The sequence below is a fragment of the Streptomyces sp. NPDC001796 genome, from assembly GCF_042892355.1.
Classification (GTDB): Bacteria; Actinomycetota; Actinomycetes; order Streptomycetales; family Streptomycetaceae; genus Streptomyces.
Genome location: NZ_JBIAUC010000002.1, coordinates 398352 through 413144, shown reverse-complemented (window position 1 = coordinate 413144; position 14793 = coordinate 398352). Strand labels below are relative to the sequence as shown.

Annotated in this window: 13 protein-coding genes; 11 read left to right on the top strand and 2 right to left on the bottom strand. The window is 72.7% G+C overall.

The window, feature by feature from the left end; all coding sequences use genetic code 11:
- Nucleotides 1–2 precede the first annotated feature (2 nt).
- Genes ACFYZE_RS05370 through ACFYZE_RS05360 form a run of 3 tightly spaced genes read left to right on the top strand, consistent with a single transcriptional unit; the run spans nucleotide 3 to nucleotide 2887 of the window.
- Nucleotides 3–872 (top strand): DUF5819 family protein, encoded by an 870-nt coding sequence (locus ACFYZE_RS05370; RefSeq protein WP_388988897.1) that lies wholly within the window; start codon nucleotides 3–5, stop codon nucleotides 870–872.
- Nucleotides 872–2095, top strand: a complete 1224-nt coding sequence (locus ACFYZE_RS05365) for an HTTM domain-containing protein (protein WP_388988894.1) — start codon at nucleotides 872–874, stop codon at nucleotides 2093–2095. The genes ACFYZE_RS05370 and ACFYZE_RS05365 overlap by 1 nt, the downstream gene beginning before the upstream one ends.
- A 21-nt stretch (nucleotides 2096–2116) precedes the next feature.
- A complete protein-coding gene (locus ACFYZE_RS05360; protein WP_388988891.1) occupies nucleotides 2117–2887 on the top strand; it encodes a TrmH family RNA methyltransferase in 771 nt (256 codons plus the stop codon).
- Nucleotides 2888–2894: 7 nt separating this feature from the next.
- Here the strand turns inward: ACFYZE_RS05360 and paaN are convergent, their stop codons facing one another.
- A complete protein-coding gene (gene paaN, locus ACFYZE_RS05355; RefSeq protein ID WP_388988888.1) occupies nucleotides 2895–4586 on the bottom strand; it encodes a phenylacetic acid degradation protein PaaN in 1692 nt (563 codons plus the stop codon).
- A 173-nt stretch (nucleotides 4587–4759) separates the two neighbouring features.
- On the opposite strand from paaN, the gene ACFYZE_RS05350 reads away from it, so the two are divergent.
- Both ACFYZE_RS05350 and ACFYZE_RS05345 read left to right on the top strand, forming a co-directional pair.
- A complete protein-coding gene (locus tag ACFYZE_RS05350) occupies nucleotides 4760–6274 on the top strand; it encodes a 3-hydroxyacyl-CoA dehydrogenase (protein WP_388988885.1) in 1515 nt (504 codons plus the stop codon).
- On the top strand, nucleotides 6271–6861 hold the full coding sequence (locus tag ACFYZE_RS05345; RefSeq protein WP_388988882.1) for a TetR/AcrR family transcriptional regulator: 591 nt from the start codon (nucleotides 6271–6273) through the stop codon (nucleotides 6859–6861). The genes ACFYZE_RS05350 and ACFYZE_RS05345 overlap by 4 nt, the downstream gene beginning before the upstream one ends.
- A 46-nt stretch (nucleotides 6862–6907) precedes the next feature.
- Here ACFYZE_RS05345 and ACFYZE_RS05340 read toward each other — a convergent pair whose 3' ends face one another.
- Nucleotides 6908–7393, bottom strand: a complete 486-nt coding sequence (locus ACFYZE_RS05340; protein WP_263234840.1) for an Lrp/AsnC family transcriptional regulator — start codon at nucleotides 7391–7393, stop codon at nucleotides 6908–6910.
- A gap of 189 nt (nucleotides 7394–7582) precedes the next feature.
- Here ACFYZE_RS05340 and pdhA point away from each other — a divergent pair, with 189 nt between their 5' ends.
- From pdhA to ACFYZE_RS05310, 6 genes are all read left to right on the top strand, one after another.
- Complete coding sequence (pdhA, locus tag ACFYZE_RS05335) at nucleotides 7583–8725, top strand: pyruvate dehydrogenase (acetyl-transferring) E1 component subunit alpha (protein ID WP_388988879.1); 1143 nt, start codon at nucleotides 7583–7585, stop codon at nucleotides 8723–8725.
- A complete protein-coding gene (locus ACFYZE_RS05330; protein WP_388988876.1) occupies nucleotides 8725–9729 on the top strand; it encodes an alpha-ketoacid dehydrogenase subunit beta in 1005 nt (334 codons plus the stop codon). Before pdhA ends, ACFYZE_RS05330 begins: the two co-directional genes overlap by 1 nt.
- Entirely contained in the window at nucleotides 9729–11123 is a 1395-nt protein-coding gene (locus ACFYZE_RS05325; protein WP_388988873.1) for a dihydrolipoamide acetyltransferase family protein, read from the top strand. Before ACFYZE_RS05330 ends, ACFYZE_RS05325 begins: the two co-directional genes overlap by 1 nt.
- A 153-nt stretch (nucleotides 11124–11276) precedes the next feature.
- Nucleotides 11277–12164: an NTP transferase domain-containing protein gene (locus ACFYZE_RS05320; protein WP_388988870.1), complete on the top strand. Its 888-nt coding sequence runs from the start codon at nucleotides 11277–11279 to the stop codon at nucleotides 12162–12164.
- A complete protein-coding gene (locus tag ACFYZE_RS05315) occupies nucleotides 12161–13678 on the top strand; it encodes a molybdopterin-binding protein (protein ID WP_388988868.1) in 1518 nt (505 codons plus the stop codon). Before ACFYZE_RS05320 ends, ACFYZE_RS05315 begins: the two co-directional genes overlap by 4 nt.
- A 134-nt stretch (nucleotides 13679–13812) precedes the next feature.
- Nucleotides 13813–14793, top strand: a complete 981-nt coding sequence (locus ACFYZE_RS05310; RefSeq protein ID WP_388988865.1) for an NAD(P)H-quinone oxidoreductase — start codon at nucleotides 13813–13815, stop codon at nucleotides 14791–14793.

The window sequence follows — 14793 nt, the reverse complement described above, 5'->3', positions numbered from 1 at the left end:
GAATGGACGCGTACGACCAGGGACCGGACGCCCGGCGGCATCGGCCGGGCGATTGCGCCGACCCGGTGTCCGCCCTGCCCGAGGACGCTATGACGGACGTCACCGAGGAGCCGGAGGAACAGAGGGACGCCGGGGGCGCTCCTCCCGCCGGACCCGCCGCCTTTCCGGAATCCCCCTCTCAGAAATCCCCCTCCCCGGAAGCCGCCTCCCCGGCCCCCACGCCTCGCACCGGCATAGCCGCCCTCTCGCTCCGCTACCAGGTCGCCGCCGCGCTGGCGCTCGCGGTCGTCGCGGTCGCCGCCTGTGTGCACCTGGGCATGGTGTTCCTGCACGTCGCGCCCGCGAACACACTTACGAAGAAGCACGGCAAGGCGATCGACGACTGGATCTACCCGGAGTTCGAACAGAACTGGAAGCTGTTCGCCCCCGACCCGCTGCAGCAGGACATCGACGTCCAGGTCCGCGCCGAGGTGCGCACCCGGAACGGCGGAGAGCGGACGACCGGCTGGTACGACCTGTCGGCACTCGACGGCGCCGCCGTCCACGGCAATCTGCTGCCGAGCCACACCCAGCAGAACGAACTGCGTCGCGCCTGGGACTTCTACGCCGCCTCGCACGACGGTGAGAACCGCACGGCGGGCCTGCGCGGCGCCCTGTCCGAGGACTATCTGCGCCGCGTGGTCGTGGTGCGTCTCGACCGGGAGCACGCGGCAGGCCGCGGCGAGACCCTCGAGAGCGTCCAGGTCCGCTCCCGCACCACCAACGTGCCGCCGCCCAAGTGGAGCGACGAACAGGTGTCCAGTACGCCCGTGTACCGCCAGCTGCCGTGGTGGTCGCTTCCGGACGGCGAGCGGACGGGGGCGAGCGCCTGATGAACCGTGTCGCCCTGTCCGTCTCGCGCGGCATCGCCCGAGTCGCCGACGCCGCCCTCGGCCCTTACCAGACGGCGGTCGTGCGCATCGGCTTCGCGGCCACCTGGCTGCTGTTCCTGCTGCGGGAGTTCCCCCACCGCCAGGAGATGTACGGACCCGACGGCCCGTGGAGCTGGGACCTGGCCCGGCAGCTCATCGCGGACAACCACGCCTTCACGATCCTGATGTGGTCCGGCAGCCAGGTCTGGTTCGAGGCCGTGTACGCCCTCGCCGTGCTGTCGAGCGCCCTCTTCCTCGTGGGATGGCGCACCCGCACGATGTCCGTGCTGTTCATGGTGGGCGTGCTGTCGCTGCAGAACCGCAGCGTGTTCATGGGTGACGGCGGCGACAACGTCATCCATCTGATGGCGATCTACCTGGTCTTCACGCGCTGCGGGCAGGTGTGGTCGCTGGACGAGCGACGCGAACGGCGTGCCCGGGCGGCACGGGCGCGTGGGGAACGGCCACGGCCCGACCGGGCGGGGCCCGTGCTGTGGTGCGCGCTGGGCCTCGCGCTGGCCCTGGTGACGGGCGCGGGCCGGCTCGGCGCCGGCTGGCTTGCCGTGTACTGGGGGCTGTGGGCCGTACAGGGCCTGTGGTGGTACGTCGTCCGGCGCGCCCCGGACGGCGAGCCGCGCATCCTGCTGGACGTCGTCGCCAACCTCGTGCACAACGCCGCACTGCTCGTGATCATGGCCGAGGCGTGTCTGATCTACTCGACCGCCGGCTGGTACAAGATCCAGGGCTCACGCTGGCAGGACGGCACCGCCGTCTACTACCCGCTGCACCTCGAGTCCTTCTCGCCCTGGCCCGCCCTGTCCGACCTGCTGTCCTCGCACGGCACGATGGTGCTGCTGGTGACGTACGGGACGGTCGCCGCGCAGGTCGCGTTCCCGTTCACCCTCTTCAACCGGCGCGTGAAGAACGTCCTGCTGGCATGCATGATGACCGAGCACGCGGTGATCGCCGTGGTTCTCGGGCTGCCGTTCTTCTCCCTGGCGATGATCGCGGCCGACGCCGTGTTCCTGCCGACGTGCTTCCTGCGCCGACTGGGCGGCTGGGTCTCACGCGCGCGCGGGCGCCTGGTCGCGGGCGGTGTCGCCCGGGCGCTGCCGCGTCCGCGTCCGCATCGGCCGCCCACTGAGGAGCCGACCGAGCCCGCGCAGGCAGGTTCGTCGGCCTGAGCCGCACGTAGGCTGCACAGCATGACCGACCCGTCCCGCGGCGCCACCGACCCGCTGACCACCTGGCGCAGGCTCGCCGCCTCCTGCGTGCTGCTCGACGGTTTCCACGCGCTCAAGCACGCGGTCCGCTTCCACGCGCGGGTGACGGTCGCCGTCACCACCGACCGGGGTGCGGCGCTCGCCCTGGCCGACGAACTCGCCCCCGACGTACGGGACACCCTGGACGCGCTCCTGACGCAGGTCCCCGAGGCCGCGTACCAGACCCTCGTACCGCGCCCGCACCCCACCGGGGTCGCGGCCCTCGCCGAGCGCCCCTCGCGCGAGTCCAACCTGGAGATGCTCCGGCGCACGCCCCGAACCGCCCCCGTGGTCGTCCTCGACAACCCCCGCAACCTGGGCAACGCGGGCGCCGTGATCCGGCTCGCGGCCGGCTTCGGCGCGACCGGGGTCGTCACGACCGGCACGCTCGACCCCTGGCACCCCACGGTGGTCCGCGGCGGGGCGGGGCTGCACTTCGCGACCGCCGTGGAGCGGCTGACCGTGGCAGAGCTGCCGCCCGGCCCGGTCTTCGCGCTGGACCCGGAGGGCGACGACATCCGCGGGCTGAAACTCCCCGACGACGCCGTGCTCGCGTTCGGCTCCGAGCGCACCGGCCTCTCCGCCGAGCTGCGCGCCCGCACCGACCACCTGGTGTCCTTGCCGATGCGCCCCCAGGTCTCCAGCTACAACCTCGCGACCAGCGTCGCCATGACGCTGTACCACTGGAGCGCGACCGGGGGCGCATCCGCCTGAGCCGGTGCTACGCCTCCCGGCGCACCTCCACCACGCGGAAGCGGTTCGCCACGAACGCCCCGTCGCACAGGGTCGCGTTGGCCGCCGGGTTGCCGCCCGAGCCGTGGAAGTCGGAGAAGGCGGCCGTCTGGTTGACGTACACCCCGCCCGTCAGGTTGAGCGAGAGCTGGGCCGACTCCTCCAGACAGACGTCCTCGACGGCCTGCTCGACCTCCTCCGAGGTGGTGTACGCGCCTACGGTCATCGCGCCCTTGTCCCTGATCGTGCGCCGCAGCAGCTCCACCGCGTCCGTCGCCGAGTCCACCGCGACGGCGAAGGCGACCGGGCCGAAGCACTCGCTCATGTAGGCGGCCTCGGCGTCCGGCTTGGCGCCGTCGAGCTTGACGATGACCGGGGTGCGGACGACCGCCTTCGGAAACTCCGGGTTGGAGATCTCCCGTGAGGCCAGGGCGACCTCGCCCAGCCCGGCCGCCGCCTCCAGGCGCGCCTTGACGTCCGGGTTGACGATCGCGCCGAGCAGCGCGTTCGCCCGCGCGTCGTCGCCCAGCAGGCCGTCGACCGCCTTCGCCAGGTCGGCGACCACCTCGTCGTACGACTTCGGGCCGTCGTCGGTGGTGATGCCGTCCCGGGGGATCAGAAGGTTCTGCGGGGTGGTGCACATCTGACCGCTGTAGAGCGACAAGGAGAACGCCAGGTTGGACAGCATCCCCTTGTAGTTGTCGGTCGACTCCACGATCACCGAGTTGACGCCGGCCTTCTCCGTGTAGACCTGGGCCTGGCGGGCGTTGGCCTCCAGCCAGTCGCCGAACGCCGTGGAGCCCGTGTAGTCGATGATCCGGATCTCCGGGTGGACGGCAAGCGCCTTGGCGATGCCTTCCCCGGGCCTCTCGGCGGCCAGCGCAACCAGGTTCGGGTCGAAGCCGGCCTCGGCGAGCACCTGGCGGGCCACCTGCACCGTGAGCGCGAGCGGCAGCACCGCGCGCGGGTGCGGTTTGACCAGTACCGCGTTGCCGGTGGCGAGGGAGGCGAACAGGCCCGGGTAGCCGTTCCACGTCGGGAAGGTGTTGCAGCCGATGACCAGCGCGATTCCGCGCGGCACGGCCTTGAAGGTCTTGGTCAGCGCCAGCGGGTCGCGCTTGCCCTGTGGCTTGGTCCACTCGGCGGTGTCGGGTGTGCGGGCCTGCTCCACGTACGCGTACGCCACCGCTTCCAGGGCGCGGTCCTGTGCGTGCGGGCCGCCCGCCTGGAACGCCATCATGAAGGCCTGGCCGCTGGTGTGCATGACCGCGTGCGCGAACTCGTGCGTCCGGTCGCTGATGCGCTTGAGGATCTCCAGGCACACCATCGCGCGCATCTCCGCGCCCGCGTCGCGCCACGCCTTCTGACCCGCGCGCATGGCGGGCAGCAGTACGTCGGTGTCAGCGTGCGGATAGGTGATGCCCAGCTCGATGCCGTACGGGGAGACCTCGCCGCCCGTGAAGTCGTCCGTGCCGGGCTGGCCGAGGTCGAGGCGGGAGCCGAGGAGCGCCTCGAAGGCGGCCTTGCCCGCCGCCGCGTCCTGGCTGCCGTGCTCCCCGTAGGCCTTGGGGTGCTCGGGGTGCGGGGACCAGTACGCGCGTGTGCGGATCGCTTCCAGCGCCTGGTCGAGGGTGGGCCGGTGCTGGGCGATCAGTTGGTGCGCGGTGAGTTCGGCGGCCATGCGGGACCAACTCCTCGTCTTGAGAGCTCTCCCTTGAGCTCGTGACCTGGGCAGGAACAGCCGGACAGGGTTAGAGTAACCGAACGATCGGTCGGGACAAGAGTGTCCGCCGTATCTGTGGACAAGGGGGTCCGCCGCATCCGTGGGCAACCCCGTGCGGGAGGATCGCGCACATGACAGCACTCGACCTCAGCAGTCCCGTGGCCGTCGTGGGCACCGGCACCATGGGCCAGGGCATAGCCCAGGTCGCGCTGGTCGCGGGCCACCCGGTGCGGTTGTACGACGCCGTCCCCGGCCGTGCCCGCGAGGCGGCCGCGGCGATCGGCGCGCGCCTCGACCGGCTCGTCGAGAAGGACCGGCTCACCGGCGCCGAACGCGACGCGGCGCGCGCCCGCCTGGTGCCCGCCGGGGACCTGGCCGAGCTCGCGGACTGCGCGCTCGTGGTGGAGGCGGTCCTGGAACGCCTCGAGGTGAAACAGCAGCTGTTCCGTGAGCTGGAGGACGTCGTCGGCGAGGACTGCCTGCTCGCCACCAACACCTCCTCCCTGTCCGTGACGGCGATCGGCGGTGCCCTGCGCAGCCCGGGTCGCTTCGTCGGACTGCACTTCTTCAACCCGGCGCCGCTGCTGCCGCTGGTCGAGGTCGTCTCCGGGTTCGCCACCGATGTGACGTCGGCCACGCGCGCGTACGAGACGGCCCGCGCCTGGGGCAAGACCCCCGTCGCCTGCGCGGACACCCCCGGCTTCATCGTCAACCGCATCGCGCGGCCGTTCTACGCCGAGGCGTTCGCGGTGTACGAGGCGCAGGCCGCCGACCCGGCCACCATCGACGCCGTGCTGCGCGAGTCGGGCGGCTTCAGGATGGGCGCCTTCGAGCTGACCGACCTGATCGGGCAGGACGTCAACGAGTCCGTGACCCGCTCGGTGTGGGAGTCCTTCTTCCAGGACGTGCGCTTCACGCCCTCGCTCGCCCAGCGGCGGCTGGTCGAGTCGGGCCGGCTCGGCCGCAAGAGCGGACGCGGCTGGTACGACTACGGGGACGGCGCCGAGCGGCCCGAGCCGCACACCGCGGAGAAGGCGCAGGCCCCCTCGTACGTGGTCGTCGAGGGCGACCTCGGCCCCGCCTCCGAGCTGCTCGAGCTGATCCGCGAGGCGGGTGTCGGGGTCCGTGAGGAGGACGAGGACCACGGCACCCGTCTGGTCCTGCCGAGCGGCGGTCAGCTCGTCCTCGCCGACGGGCAGACCTCCGTCGAGTTCCGCGACGTCGTCTACTTCGACCTGGCGCTCGACTACCGCAGGGCGACCCGCATCGCCCTGTCCGCCTCGCAGGACACCTCCGCGCAGACCTTGGCCGAGGCCACCGGGCTCTTCCAGGCGCTCGGCAAAGACGTCAGCGTCATCGGGGACGTGCCCGGCATGATCGTCGCCCGCACGGTGGCCCGCATCATCGACCTCGCGCACGACGCCGTCGCCAAGGGCGTGGCCACCGAGGAGGACATCGACACTGCGATGCGCCTCGGCGTCAACTACCCCCTCGGCCCGTTCGAGTGGAGCCGCAGGCTCGGCCGCGGCTGGGCCTACGACGTCCTGGACGACCTGCACCTGCGCGACCCCTGCGGACGGTACGCCCCGTCCCTCGCGCTCTACCGCCACGCGTACGCCTCCGAGAAGCGGGAGGGCACCTCATGACCACCGCCAAGCGCGACACGTACACCCCGGAGAGCCTGCTCTCCGTCGCGGTGCAGGTCTTCAACGAGCGCGGCTACGACGGCACCTCCATGGAGCACCTGTCCAAGGCGGCGGGCATCTCCAAGTCGTCGATCTACCATCACGTCGCCGGCAAGGAGGAGCTGCTGCGCCGCGCGGTCAGCCGCGCCCTGGACGGTTTGTTCGGGATCCTCGACGAGCAGCACGCGTGCGAGGGGCGCCCGGTGGAGCGGCTGGAGTACGTCGTCAGGCGCATGGTCGAGGTGCTCACCGCCGAACTGCCTTATGTGACGCTGCTGCTGCGGGTGCGCGGCAACACCGGCACCGAGCGGTGGGCGCTGGAGCGGCGCCGCGAGTTCGACCACCGGGTCGCCGAGCTGCTGAAGGCGGCCGCCGCCGACGGGGACGTGCGCGGTGACGTGGAGGTGCGGCTCGCCACGCGGCTCGTCTTCGGAATGATCAACTCGATCGTGGAGTGGTACCGGCCCGACGGACGCGGCATGGGCGAGCGGGAAGTGGCCGACGCGGTCGTGCGGTTGGTCTTCGGCGGGCTCCGCAAGGAGTCCTGAACGGGCCCTGGGGGCCCGGCAGCCGACCTGATCCGTGAAAGAGGCCCTAGCCCTCCGGCTCCACGTCCTCTTCCTCGAACACCAGCAGCGTGCGCGTGCTGAGCACTTCGGGGATCGCCTGGAGCCGGGTGAGGACCAGCTCGCGCAGCGCCCGGTTGTCCGGCGTGTGCACCAGCAGCAGTACGTCGAAATCGCCGCCCACCAGAGCGATGTGGGCGGCGCCGGGAAGCCTGCGCAGCTGTTCGTGGACGGTGCGCCAGGAGTTCTGGACGATCTTCAGGGTGATGTAGGCCGATGTGCCGTGACCGGCGCGCTCATGGTTCACGCGGGCCCCGAAGCCGCGGATCACCCCGTCCTCGATGAGCCGGTTGATCCGCGCGTAGGCGTTTGCGCGCGAGACGTGGACGCGCTCGGCGACCGCCCGTATGGAGGCACGGCCGTCCGCCTGGAGCAGTTGCAGGATGTCCCGGTCGATGGCGTCGAGTGGGCGCGGGGACGGCGGAACGGGACTGTGCTCCGCGGGCTCGGCCATTTGTTCAGATGCCATGTACCCCCGCCTCTCTACCATGGACGTACTGCGTCCATCTCAGGGTGTGGAGAACCGTTTGTCCACAGCCTGGAGGGGCCTGTAGCCAAAATGTGCTGTCGACCGAACAATCGGTAGGTGAGGCGCATCACTCCCGTGGCGCGCCGGAAGCCGCTCCCACGAGGAGGTGCCGTCATGACGGTCATGGAGCAGCGGGGTGCCTACCGGCCGACCCCGCCGCCCGCCTGGCAGCCCCGTACCGATCCCGCACCGCTGCTGCCCGACGCGCGGCCGTACCGCGTTCTCGGCACCGAGGCCGCCGCCAAGGCAGACCCGGAGCTGCTGCGCCGGCTGTACGCCGGGCTGGTGCGCGGACGTCGGTACAACACGCAGGCGACGGCGCTGACCAAGCAGGGCCGCCTGGCCGTCTATCCCTCCAGCACCGGGCAGGAGGCCTGCCAGGTCGCCGCCGCGCTCGTCCTGGAGGAGCGCGACTGGCTCTTTCCCAGCTACCGCGACACGCTCGCCGCCGTCGCCCGCGGCGTCGACCCCGTCCAGGCACTGACCCTGCTGCGCGGCGACTGGCACACCGGCTACGACCCGTACGAGCACCGCGTGGCCCCCCTGTGCACCCCGCTCGCCACCCAGCTGCCGCACGCCGTGGGCCTCGCCCACGCCGCGCGCCTGAAGGGGGACGACGTGGTGGCGCTCGCCCTGGTCGGCGACGGCGGCACCAGCGAGGGCGACTTCCACGAGGCCCTGAACTTCGCCGCGGTCTGGCAGGCACCGGTCGTCTTCCTCGTCCAGAACAACGGCTTCGCGATCTCCGTGCCGCTCGCCAAACAGACCGCGGCGCCTTCCCTCGCCCACAAGGCCGTCGGCTACGGCATGCCGGGCCGCCTGGTCGACGGCAACGACGCCGCCGCGGTGCACGAGGTGCTCGCCGACGCCATGGCGCACGCGCGCGCGGGCGGCGGCCCCACGCTCGTCGAGGCGGTGACGTACCGCCTCGACGCGCACACGAACGCCGACGACGCGACCCGCTACCGCGCCGACGCCGAGGTCGAGGCCTGGCGCGACCACGACCCGATCGTGCTGCTGGAGCGGGAGTTGACGGACCGCGGACTGCTCGACGAGGACGGGATGCGGGCCGCGCGCGAGGACGCCGAGGCCATGGCCGCCGACCTGCGCCAGCGCATGAACCAGGACCCGGCTCTGGACCCGAGGGACCTCTTCGCCCACGTGTACGCCGAGCCCACCACCCAACTCACTGAGCAGCGGGATCAGTTGCAGGCGGAGCTGGACGCGGAGGCCGCGGGGCCGGAAGGAGTCCGGTGATGACGACCGTGGCCCTCAAGCCGGCCACCATGGCCCAGGCCCTCACGCGCGCGCTCCGCGACGCCATGGCGGCCGATGCGTCCGTGCACGTCATGGGCGAGGACGTCGGCACACTCGGCGGTGTCTTCCGCGTCACCGACGGGCTCGCCAAGGAGTTCGGCGACGACCGCTGCACGGACACCCCGCTCGCCGAGGCGGGCATCCTCGGCACAGCCGTGGGTATGGCGATGTACGGCCTCAGGCCGGTCGTCGAGATGCAGTTCGACGCGTTCGCCTACCCCGCGTTCGAACAACTGGTCAGCCATGTCGCGCGGATGCGCAACCGCACCCGTGGCGCGATGCCGCTGCCGATCACCGTCCGCGTCCCCTACGGGGGAGGCATCGGCGGTGTGGAGCACCACAGCGACTCCTCCGAGGCGTACTACATGGCGACTCCGGGCCTCCACGTCGTCACTCCCGCGACCGTCGCCGACGCCTACGGGCTGCTGCGGGCCGCGATCGCCTCCGACGACCCGGTCGTCTTCCTGGAACCCAAGCGGCTGTACTGGTCCAAGGACGCCTGGAACCCGGAGGAGCCCGAGGCCGTCGAGCCGATAGGCCGCGCGGTGGTGCGGCGCCCGGGCCGGAGCGCCACGCTGATCACGTACGGTCCGTCGTTGCCGGTGTGCCTGGAGGCCGCCGAGGCGGCGCGCGCCGAGGGCTGGGACCTCGAAGTCGTGGACCTGCGGTCCCTGGTGCCGTTCGACGACGAGACGGTGACCGCGTCCGTGCGCCGTACAGGCCGCGCCGTGGTGGTGCACGAGTCGAACGGGTTCGGCGGTCCCGGCGGGGAGATCGCCGCACGCGTGACGGAGCGCTGCTTCCACTACCTGGAGGCGCCGGTGCTGCGGGTGGCCGGGTTCGACATCCCGTATCCGCCGCCGATGCTGGAACGGCACCACCTGCCGGGGGTCGACCGGATCCTGGACGCCGTGGGTCGCCTGCAGTGGGAGGCGGAGAGCTGATGGCCCAGGTGCTGGAGTTCAGGCTGCCGGACCTCGGGGAGGGACTGACCGAGGCCGAGATCGTCCGCTGGCTGGTGCAGGTCGGGGACGTCGTCGCGGTGGACCAGCCGGTCGTCGAGGTGGAGACGGCCAAGGCGATGGTCGAGGTGCCCTGCCCCTACGGCGGTGTGGTCACGGCCCGCTATGGCGAGGAGGGCGCCGAACTGCCGGTCGGAGCACCGCTGTTGACGGTTGCCGTAGGCGCCCCGGCGGAGCCCGCGGCGGAGTCGTCCGGGAACGTGCTGGTCGGATACGGCACGTCGGCGGCTCCGGCGCGCCGCCGCAGGGTACGGCCACCGCAGCCCGGCGTACGGCCCGCGGGCGGTGAAGCCTCCGGAGGCCATCGGACGGCTGAGCCCGCCGCCGAGCCCCCGGTGTCCGCCGCCCAGTCCCCTGTGTCCGCCTCTTCACTGCGCACCCGGCGTCCGACCGTCCCGGAGCGCCCCGACGGCCCCGTCCCGGTCATCTCCCCGCTGGTCCGCAGGCTGGCCCGCCAGAACGGCCTGGATCTGCGGCGGTTGGCGGGGTCCGGACCCGACGGGCTGATCCTGCGGGCGGACGTGGAGGGCGCCCTGAGGGCGACGGCGGCCCGCGAGGGGGCGCCGAAGACCACGGTGACCGCTCCGGCAGCCGAGACGGCCGCCCCCGAGCGCCGCGAGGCCCTCGCCGGCACCCGTATCCCCCTCAAGGGCGTGCGCGGTGCCGTGGCCGACAAGCTCTCCCGGAGCCGCCGCGAGATCCCCGACGCGACCTGCTGGGTGGACGCCGACGCGACCGAGCTGATGCGCGCGCGGGCGGCGATGAACGCGGCCGGTGGCCCGAAGATCTCCCTGCTCGCGCTTCTGGCCCGCATCTGCACCGCCGCGCTCGCCCGGTTCCCGGAACTCAACGCCACCGTCGACACGGAGGCACGGGAGATCGTCCGGCTCGACCAGGTGCACCTCGGGTTCGCCGCGCAGACCGAGCGGGGGCTCGTCGTCCCCGTCGTACGCGACGCGCACGGGCGGGACGCCGAGTCGCTGACCGCGGAGTTCGCGCGGCTCACCGAGGCCGCGCGCGCCGGGACCCTCACCCCCGCGGACCTCACCGGCGGGACGTTCACGCTGAACAACTACGGGGTGTTCGGCGTCGACGGCTCGACACCGATCATCAACCATCCCGAGGCGGCCATGCTCGGCGTCGGCCGTATCGTCCCCAAGCCCTGGGTGCACGAAGGTGAGCTCGCGGTGCGGCAGGTCGTGCAGCTCTCGCTCACCTTCGACCACCGGGTGTGCGACGGCGGCACGGCAGGCGGCTTCCTGCGGTACGTGGCGGACTGCGTGGAACAGCCCACGGTCCTGCTGCGCACCCTCTGAGCGACGGCCGAACCCGGGCGCCCGCCCAGGAGGGGACGGGCCCGGCCGCCTCGCCCCGGAGACGGGTCGGTCGGCGCGCTGTCATCGATCCTTCGCGCACGGCCGAGGTCCCCGAGGGTGGCATTGATCCACGTGGCGCCCATACTCAGGGGCATGACCGTGTACCAGCCCCCGAGCACCCGCCGCCGCGAGGGCTACGACGCCGTGGTGCTCGCGGGCGGTGCCGCCCGGCGGCTCGGCGGCGCCGACAAGCCCGGTGTGCGCGTGGGCGGACGGGCGCTGCTCGACCGGGTGCTGGCGGCGTGCGCAGACGCGGACACCACCGTGGTCGTCGCCGGTGCCCGGCCCACCGCGCGCCCCGTGGTCTGGGCCCGCGAGGAGCCGCCCGGCGCCGGACCGGTCGCCGCGCTCGAAGCGGGCCTCAGGCGGATCACGGCCGAGGATGCCGTCGTACTCTCCGCCGACCTGCCGTTCCTCACCGAGCGGACGGTACGACGGCTGCTGGACGCCCTCCGGGCGAGCGGCGCCGAAGGGGCGGTGCTGATCGACCCCGAGGGGCGTGACCAGCCCCTCGTCGCCGCCTACCGCACAGCGGCACTGCGCCGCGAGCTGGTACGCCTCACCACCGAGCACGCCGGTCTCACCGGCCTTCCGCTGCGGCGCCTGGCCGCCGGGCTGGACCTCACCCGTATCTCCGACCCCGTCGCGTCCTTCGACTGCGACACCTGGGACGACATCGCCACCGCCCGATCACGCATCAGGGAGCATGGGCACGTGTTGGATGAATGGATTTCCGCAGTCAAGGACGAACTGGGCATCGATCTCGACGTCGACACCGGCGTCCTCCTCGACCTGGCCCGCGACGCCGCGCACGGGGTGGCCCGCCCCGCGGCCCCGCTGACGACTTTCCTCGTCGGCTATGCCGCAGCGCAGGCGAAGGGCGGCCCCGAAGCGGTCGCCGAAGCCGCCCGCAAGGCCGCCGCGCTGGCGCTGCGGTGGGCCGAGGAGGACACCGTCGACGACAGGCCGGGCGCCGGATGACCGGGCGGGGCATCGAGGGACGCCTGGACACCGAGGAACGCGACATGGAGGAGGCACTGGCCGTGGCCAACGAGAGCGGGGAGCCGAGCCGTCCGCAGGCCCGCCCCGCCCGTTCACCGCAGGACCAGCACGACCGGGACCTCGAAGAGGCCCTCGCCCTCGTCCGGGACCCGGACCCGCGCGCCCCCGATCCCGGGCCGCCCGCTCCCGAGTCGCCCGCTTCCGAGTCCGAGACGCGTACGCCCGAGCCCGGCCCCCGCGCACGGCGGCACCCCGGCACGCAGGACCGCCCGGCGGGTACCGACGCCCCCACCCCGCCCTCCTCCCGGCACCGCGCCACGCCGTGGCCCGAGGCCCGCGCCGTCGCCGAGCGCGCCGCCCGCTCCGCTCCGCGCCGCCCAGCCCTCGACGTGCCGCTCGACGCGGCACTCGGCCTGGTGCTCGCCGCGCCCCTCACCGCCCTCACCGACCTCCCCTCCTTCGACACCTCCGCCATGGACGGCTGGGCGGTCGCCGGCCCCGGCCCGTGGGACGTGCGGGAGCACGGGGTCCTTGCCGGGCACGGCCAGCCGACAGCCCTCGGCGACGGCGAGGCCGTGCGGATCGCGACGGGCGCCCGCATCCCGCCGGACACCACCGCCGTCCTGCGCACCGAGCACGGCCGCACCGACGACAAGGGACGGCTGCACGCCACCCGAGAACTCCAGCAGGGGCAGGACATCCGGCCGCGCGGCCAGGAGTGCCACACCGACGAGCATCTGCTCCCCTCGGGCACCCACGTGACCCCCGTCGTCCTCGGACTGGCCGCCGCCGCCGGGTACGACACCCTGCTCGCGTTGCCCCGGCCGCGCGTCGAAGTCCTCGTGCTGGGCGATGAGTTGCTCACCGAGGGCCTGCCCAGGGACGGGCTGATCCGGGACGCGCTCGGGCCGATGCTGCCGCCGTGGCTGCGCGCACTCGGCGCCGATGTGACGGCCGTCCGCAGGCTCGGCGACGACGCCGATGCCCTGTACGGGGCCGTGAGGTCCTCAACGGCCGACCTGATCGTCACCACGGGCGGTACCGCCGCGGGCCCCGTCGACCATGTCCACCCCACCCTGCGACGCGTCGGCGCCGAGCTCCTCGTCGACGGCGTGCAGGTCCGCCCGGGCCACCCCATGCTCCTTGCGCGTATCCGGGACGGCCGGCACCTCGTCGGTCTGCCCGGAAACCCCCTCGCGGCCGTCTCCGGCCTGCTCACGCTCGCCGAGCCGCTGCTGCGCATCCTCGCCGGCCGTATGGCGCAGGAGCCGTACACGCTGCCCCTGAAGGACTCCGTCCACGGTCACCCTTACGACACCCGGCTCATCCCCGTCGTCGTACGCGCCGACCAGGCCGTACCGCTGCACTACCACGGCCCCGCCATGCTGCGCGGTGTCGCCGCTGCGGACGCCTTGGCGGTGGTGCCGCCCGGGGGCGCGGATCCCGGCCAGGAAGTCGAACTGCTCGACCTGCCCTGGGCGTTGGCGGGGTGAGGTCTCTCTGGATCAGCTCGCTCGGGCTGACCCGGCACGGGGAGTGTTTCACGTGAAACATCCGGGTCGGGATGTCGATGGGCGCCCGTGCGAGGGGTCGGCGACGCTCTTCCGTGAGGAGTAGCGTCGCCCTCATGTACGCGATCACGATTCCTGAACCCGGTGGGCCCGAGGCGCTGGTGTGGGCCGAGGTCCCCGATCCCGTACCCGCCGAGGGCGAAGTGCTGGTCGACGTGGTGGCCGGCGCCGTCAACCGTGCCGATCTCCTCCAGCGGCAGGGCTTCTACAACCCGCCGCCCGGCGCGTCCCCGTACCCGGGGCTCGAGTGCTCCGGGCGAATCGCCGCGGTGGGCCCCGGGGTCTCCGGGTGGGCCGTCGGCGACGCGGTGTGCGCGCTGCTGGCGGGCGGCGGATACGCCGAGAAGGTGGCCGTACCTGCCGGTCAGTTGCTGCCCGTGCCCGAGGGGCTCGATCTGCGGAACGCCGCCGCGCTGCCCGAGGTGACCTGCACGGTCTGGTCGAACGTGTTCATGGTCGCCCATCTGCGCCCGGGCGAGACGTTGCTGGTGCACGGCGGCTCCAGCGGCATCGGCACGATGGCGATCCAGCTGGCCAAGGCGGCGGGCGCGAGGGTCGCGGTCACGGCAGGCACCAAGGCGAAGCTGGACTACTGCGCCGAGCTGGGCGCGGACGTGCTGATCAACTACCGCGAACAGGACTTCGTCGAGGAGATCCGGCAGGCCACGGCCGGGGCGGGTGCTGACGTCATCCTCGACAACATGGGCGCCAAGTACCTGGACCGCAACGTCCAGGCGCTCGCGGTGAACGGGCGTCTGGCGATCATCGGTCTCCAAGGCGGGGTGAAGGGTGAGCTGAACATCAACACGCTGCTGCGCAAGCAGGCGGCGATCACCGCGACCTCTCTGCGGGCGCGGCCGCTCGGGGAGAAGGCGGCGATCGTGGCGGCGGTGCGGGAGCACGTGTGGCCGCTGATCACCTCCGGGGAGGTACGCCCGATCGTCGACCGTGAGGTCCCGATGAGCGACGCCGCCGAGGCGCACCGGGTGCTCGAGGAGAGCGGACACATCGGGAAGGTGCTGCTGGTGGCGCCGTAG

Bases quoted from the DNA above. Each gene is read 5' to 3' on its own strand.
- ACFYZE_RS05325 (WP_388988873.1), top strand. From the start codon at position 9,729: ATGGCCCAGGTGCTGGAGTTCAGGCTGCCGGACCTCGGGGAGGGACTG.
- ACFYZE_RS05340 (WP_263234840.1), bottom strand. From the start codon at position 7,393: ATGGCCGAGCCCGCGGAGCACAGTCCCGTTCCGCCGTCCCCGCGCCCA.
- pdhA (WP_388988879.1), top strand. From the start codon at position 7,583: ATGACGGTCATGGAGCAGCGGGGTGCCTACCGGCCGACCCCGCCGCCC.
- ACFYZE_RS05370 (WP_388988897.1), top strand. From the start codon at position 3: ATGGACGCGTACGACCAGGGACCGGACGCCCGGCGGCATCGGCCGGGC.
- ACFYZE_RS05360 (WP_388988891.1), top strand. From the start codon at position 2,117: ATGACCGACCCGTCCCGCGGCGCCACCGACCCGCTGACCACCTGGCGC.
- ACFYZE_RS05315 (WP_388988868.1), top strand. From the start codon at position 12,161: ATGACCGGGCGGGGCATCGAGGGACGCCTGGACACCGAGGAACGCGAC.
- ACFYZE_RS05320 (WP_388988870.1), top strand. From the start codon at position 11,277: ATGACCGTGTACCAGCCCCCGAGCACCCGCCGCCGCGAGGGCTACGAC.
- ACFYZE_RS05330 (WP_388988876.1), top strand. From the start codon at position 8,725: ATGACGACCGTGGCCCTCAAGCCGGCCACCATGGCCCAGGCCCTCACG.
- ACFYZE_RS05345 (WP_388988882.1), top strand. From the start codon at position 6,271: ATGACCACCGCCAAGCGCGACACGTACACCCCGGAGAGCCTGCTCTCC.
- paaN (WP_388988888.1), bottom strand. From the start codon at position 4,586: ATGGCCGCCGAACTCACCGCGCACCAACTGATCGCCCAGCACCGGCCC.
- ACFYZE_RS05310 (WP_388988865.1), top strand. From the start codon at position 13,813: ATGTACGCGATCACGATTCCTGAACCCGGTGGGCCCGAGGCGCTGGTG.
- ACFYZE_RS05350 (WP_388988885.1), top strand. From the start codon at position 4,760: ATGACAGCACTCGACCTCAGCAGTCCCGTGGCCGTCGTGGGCACCGGC.
- ACFYZE_RS05365 (WP_388988894.1), top strand. From the start codon at position 872: ATGAACCGTGTCGCCCTGTCCGTCTCGCGCGGCATCGCCCGAGTCGCC.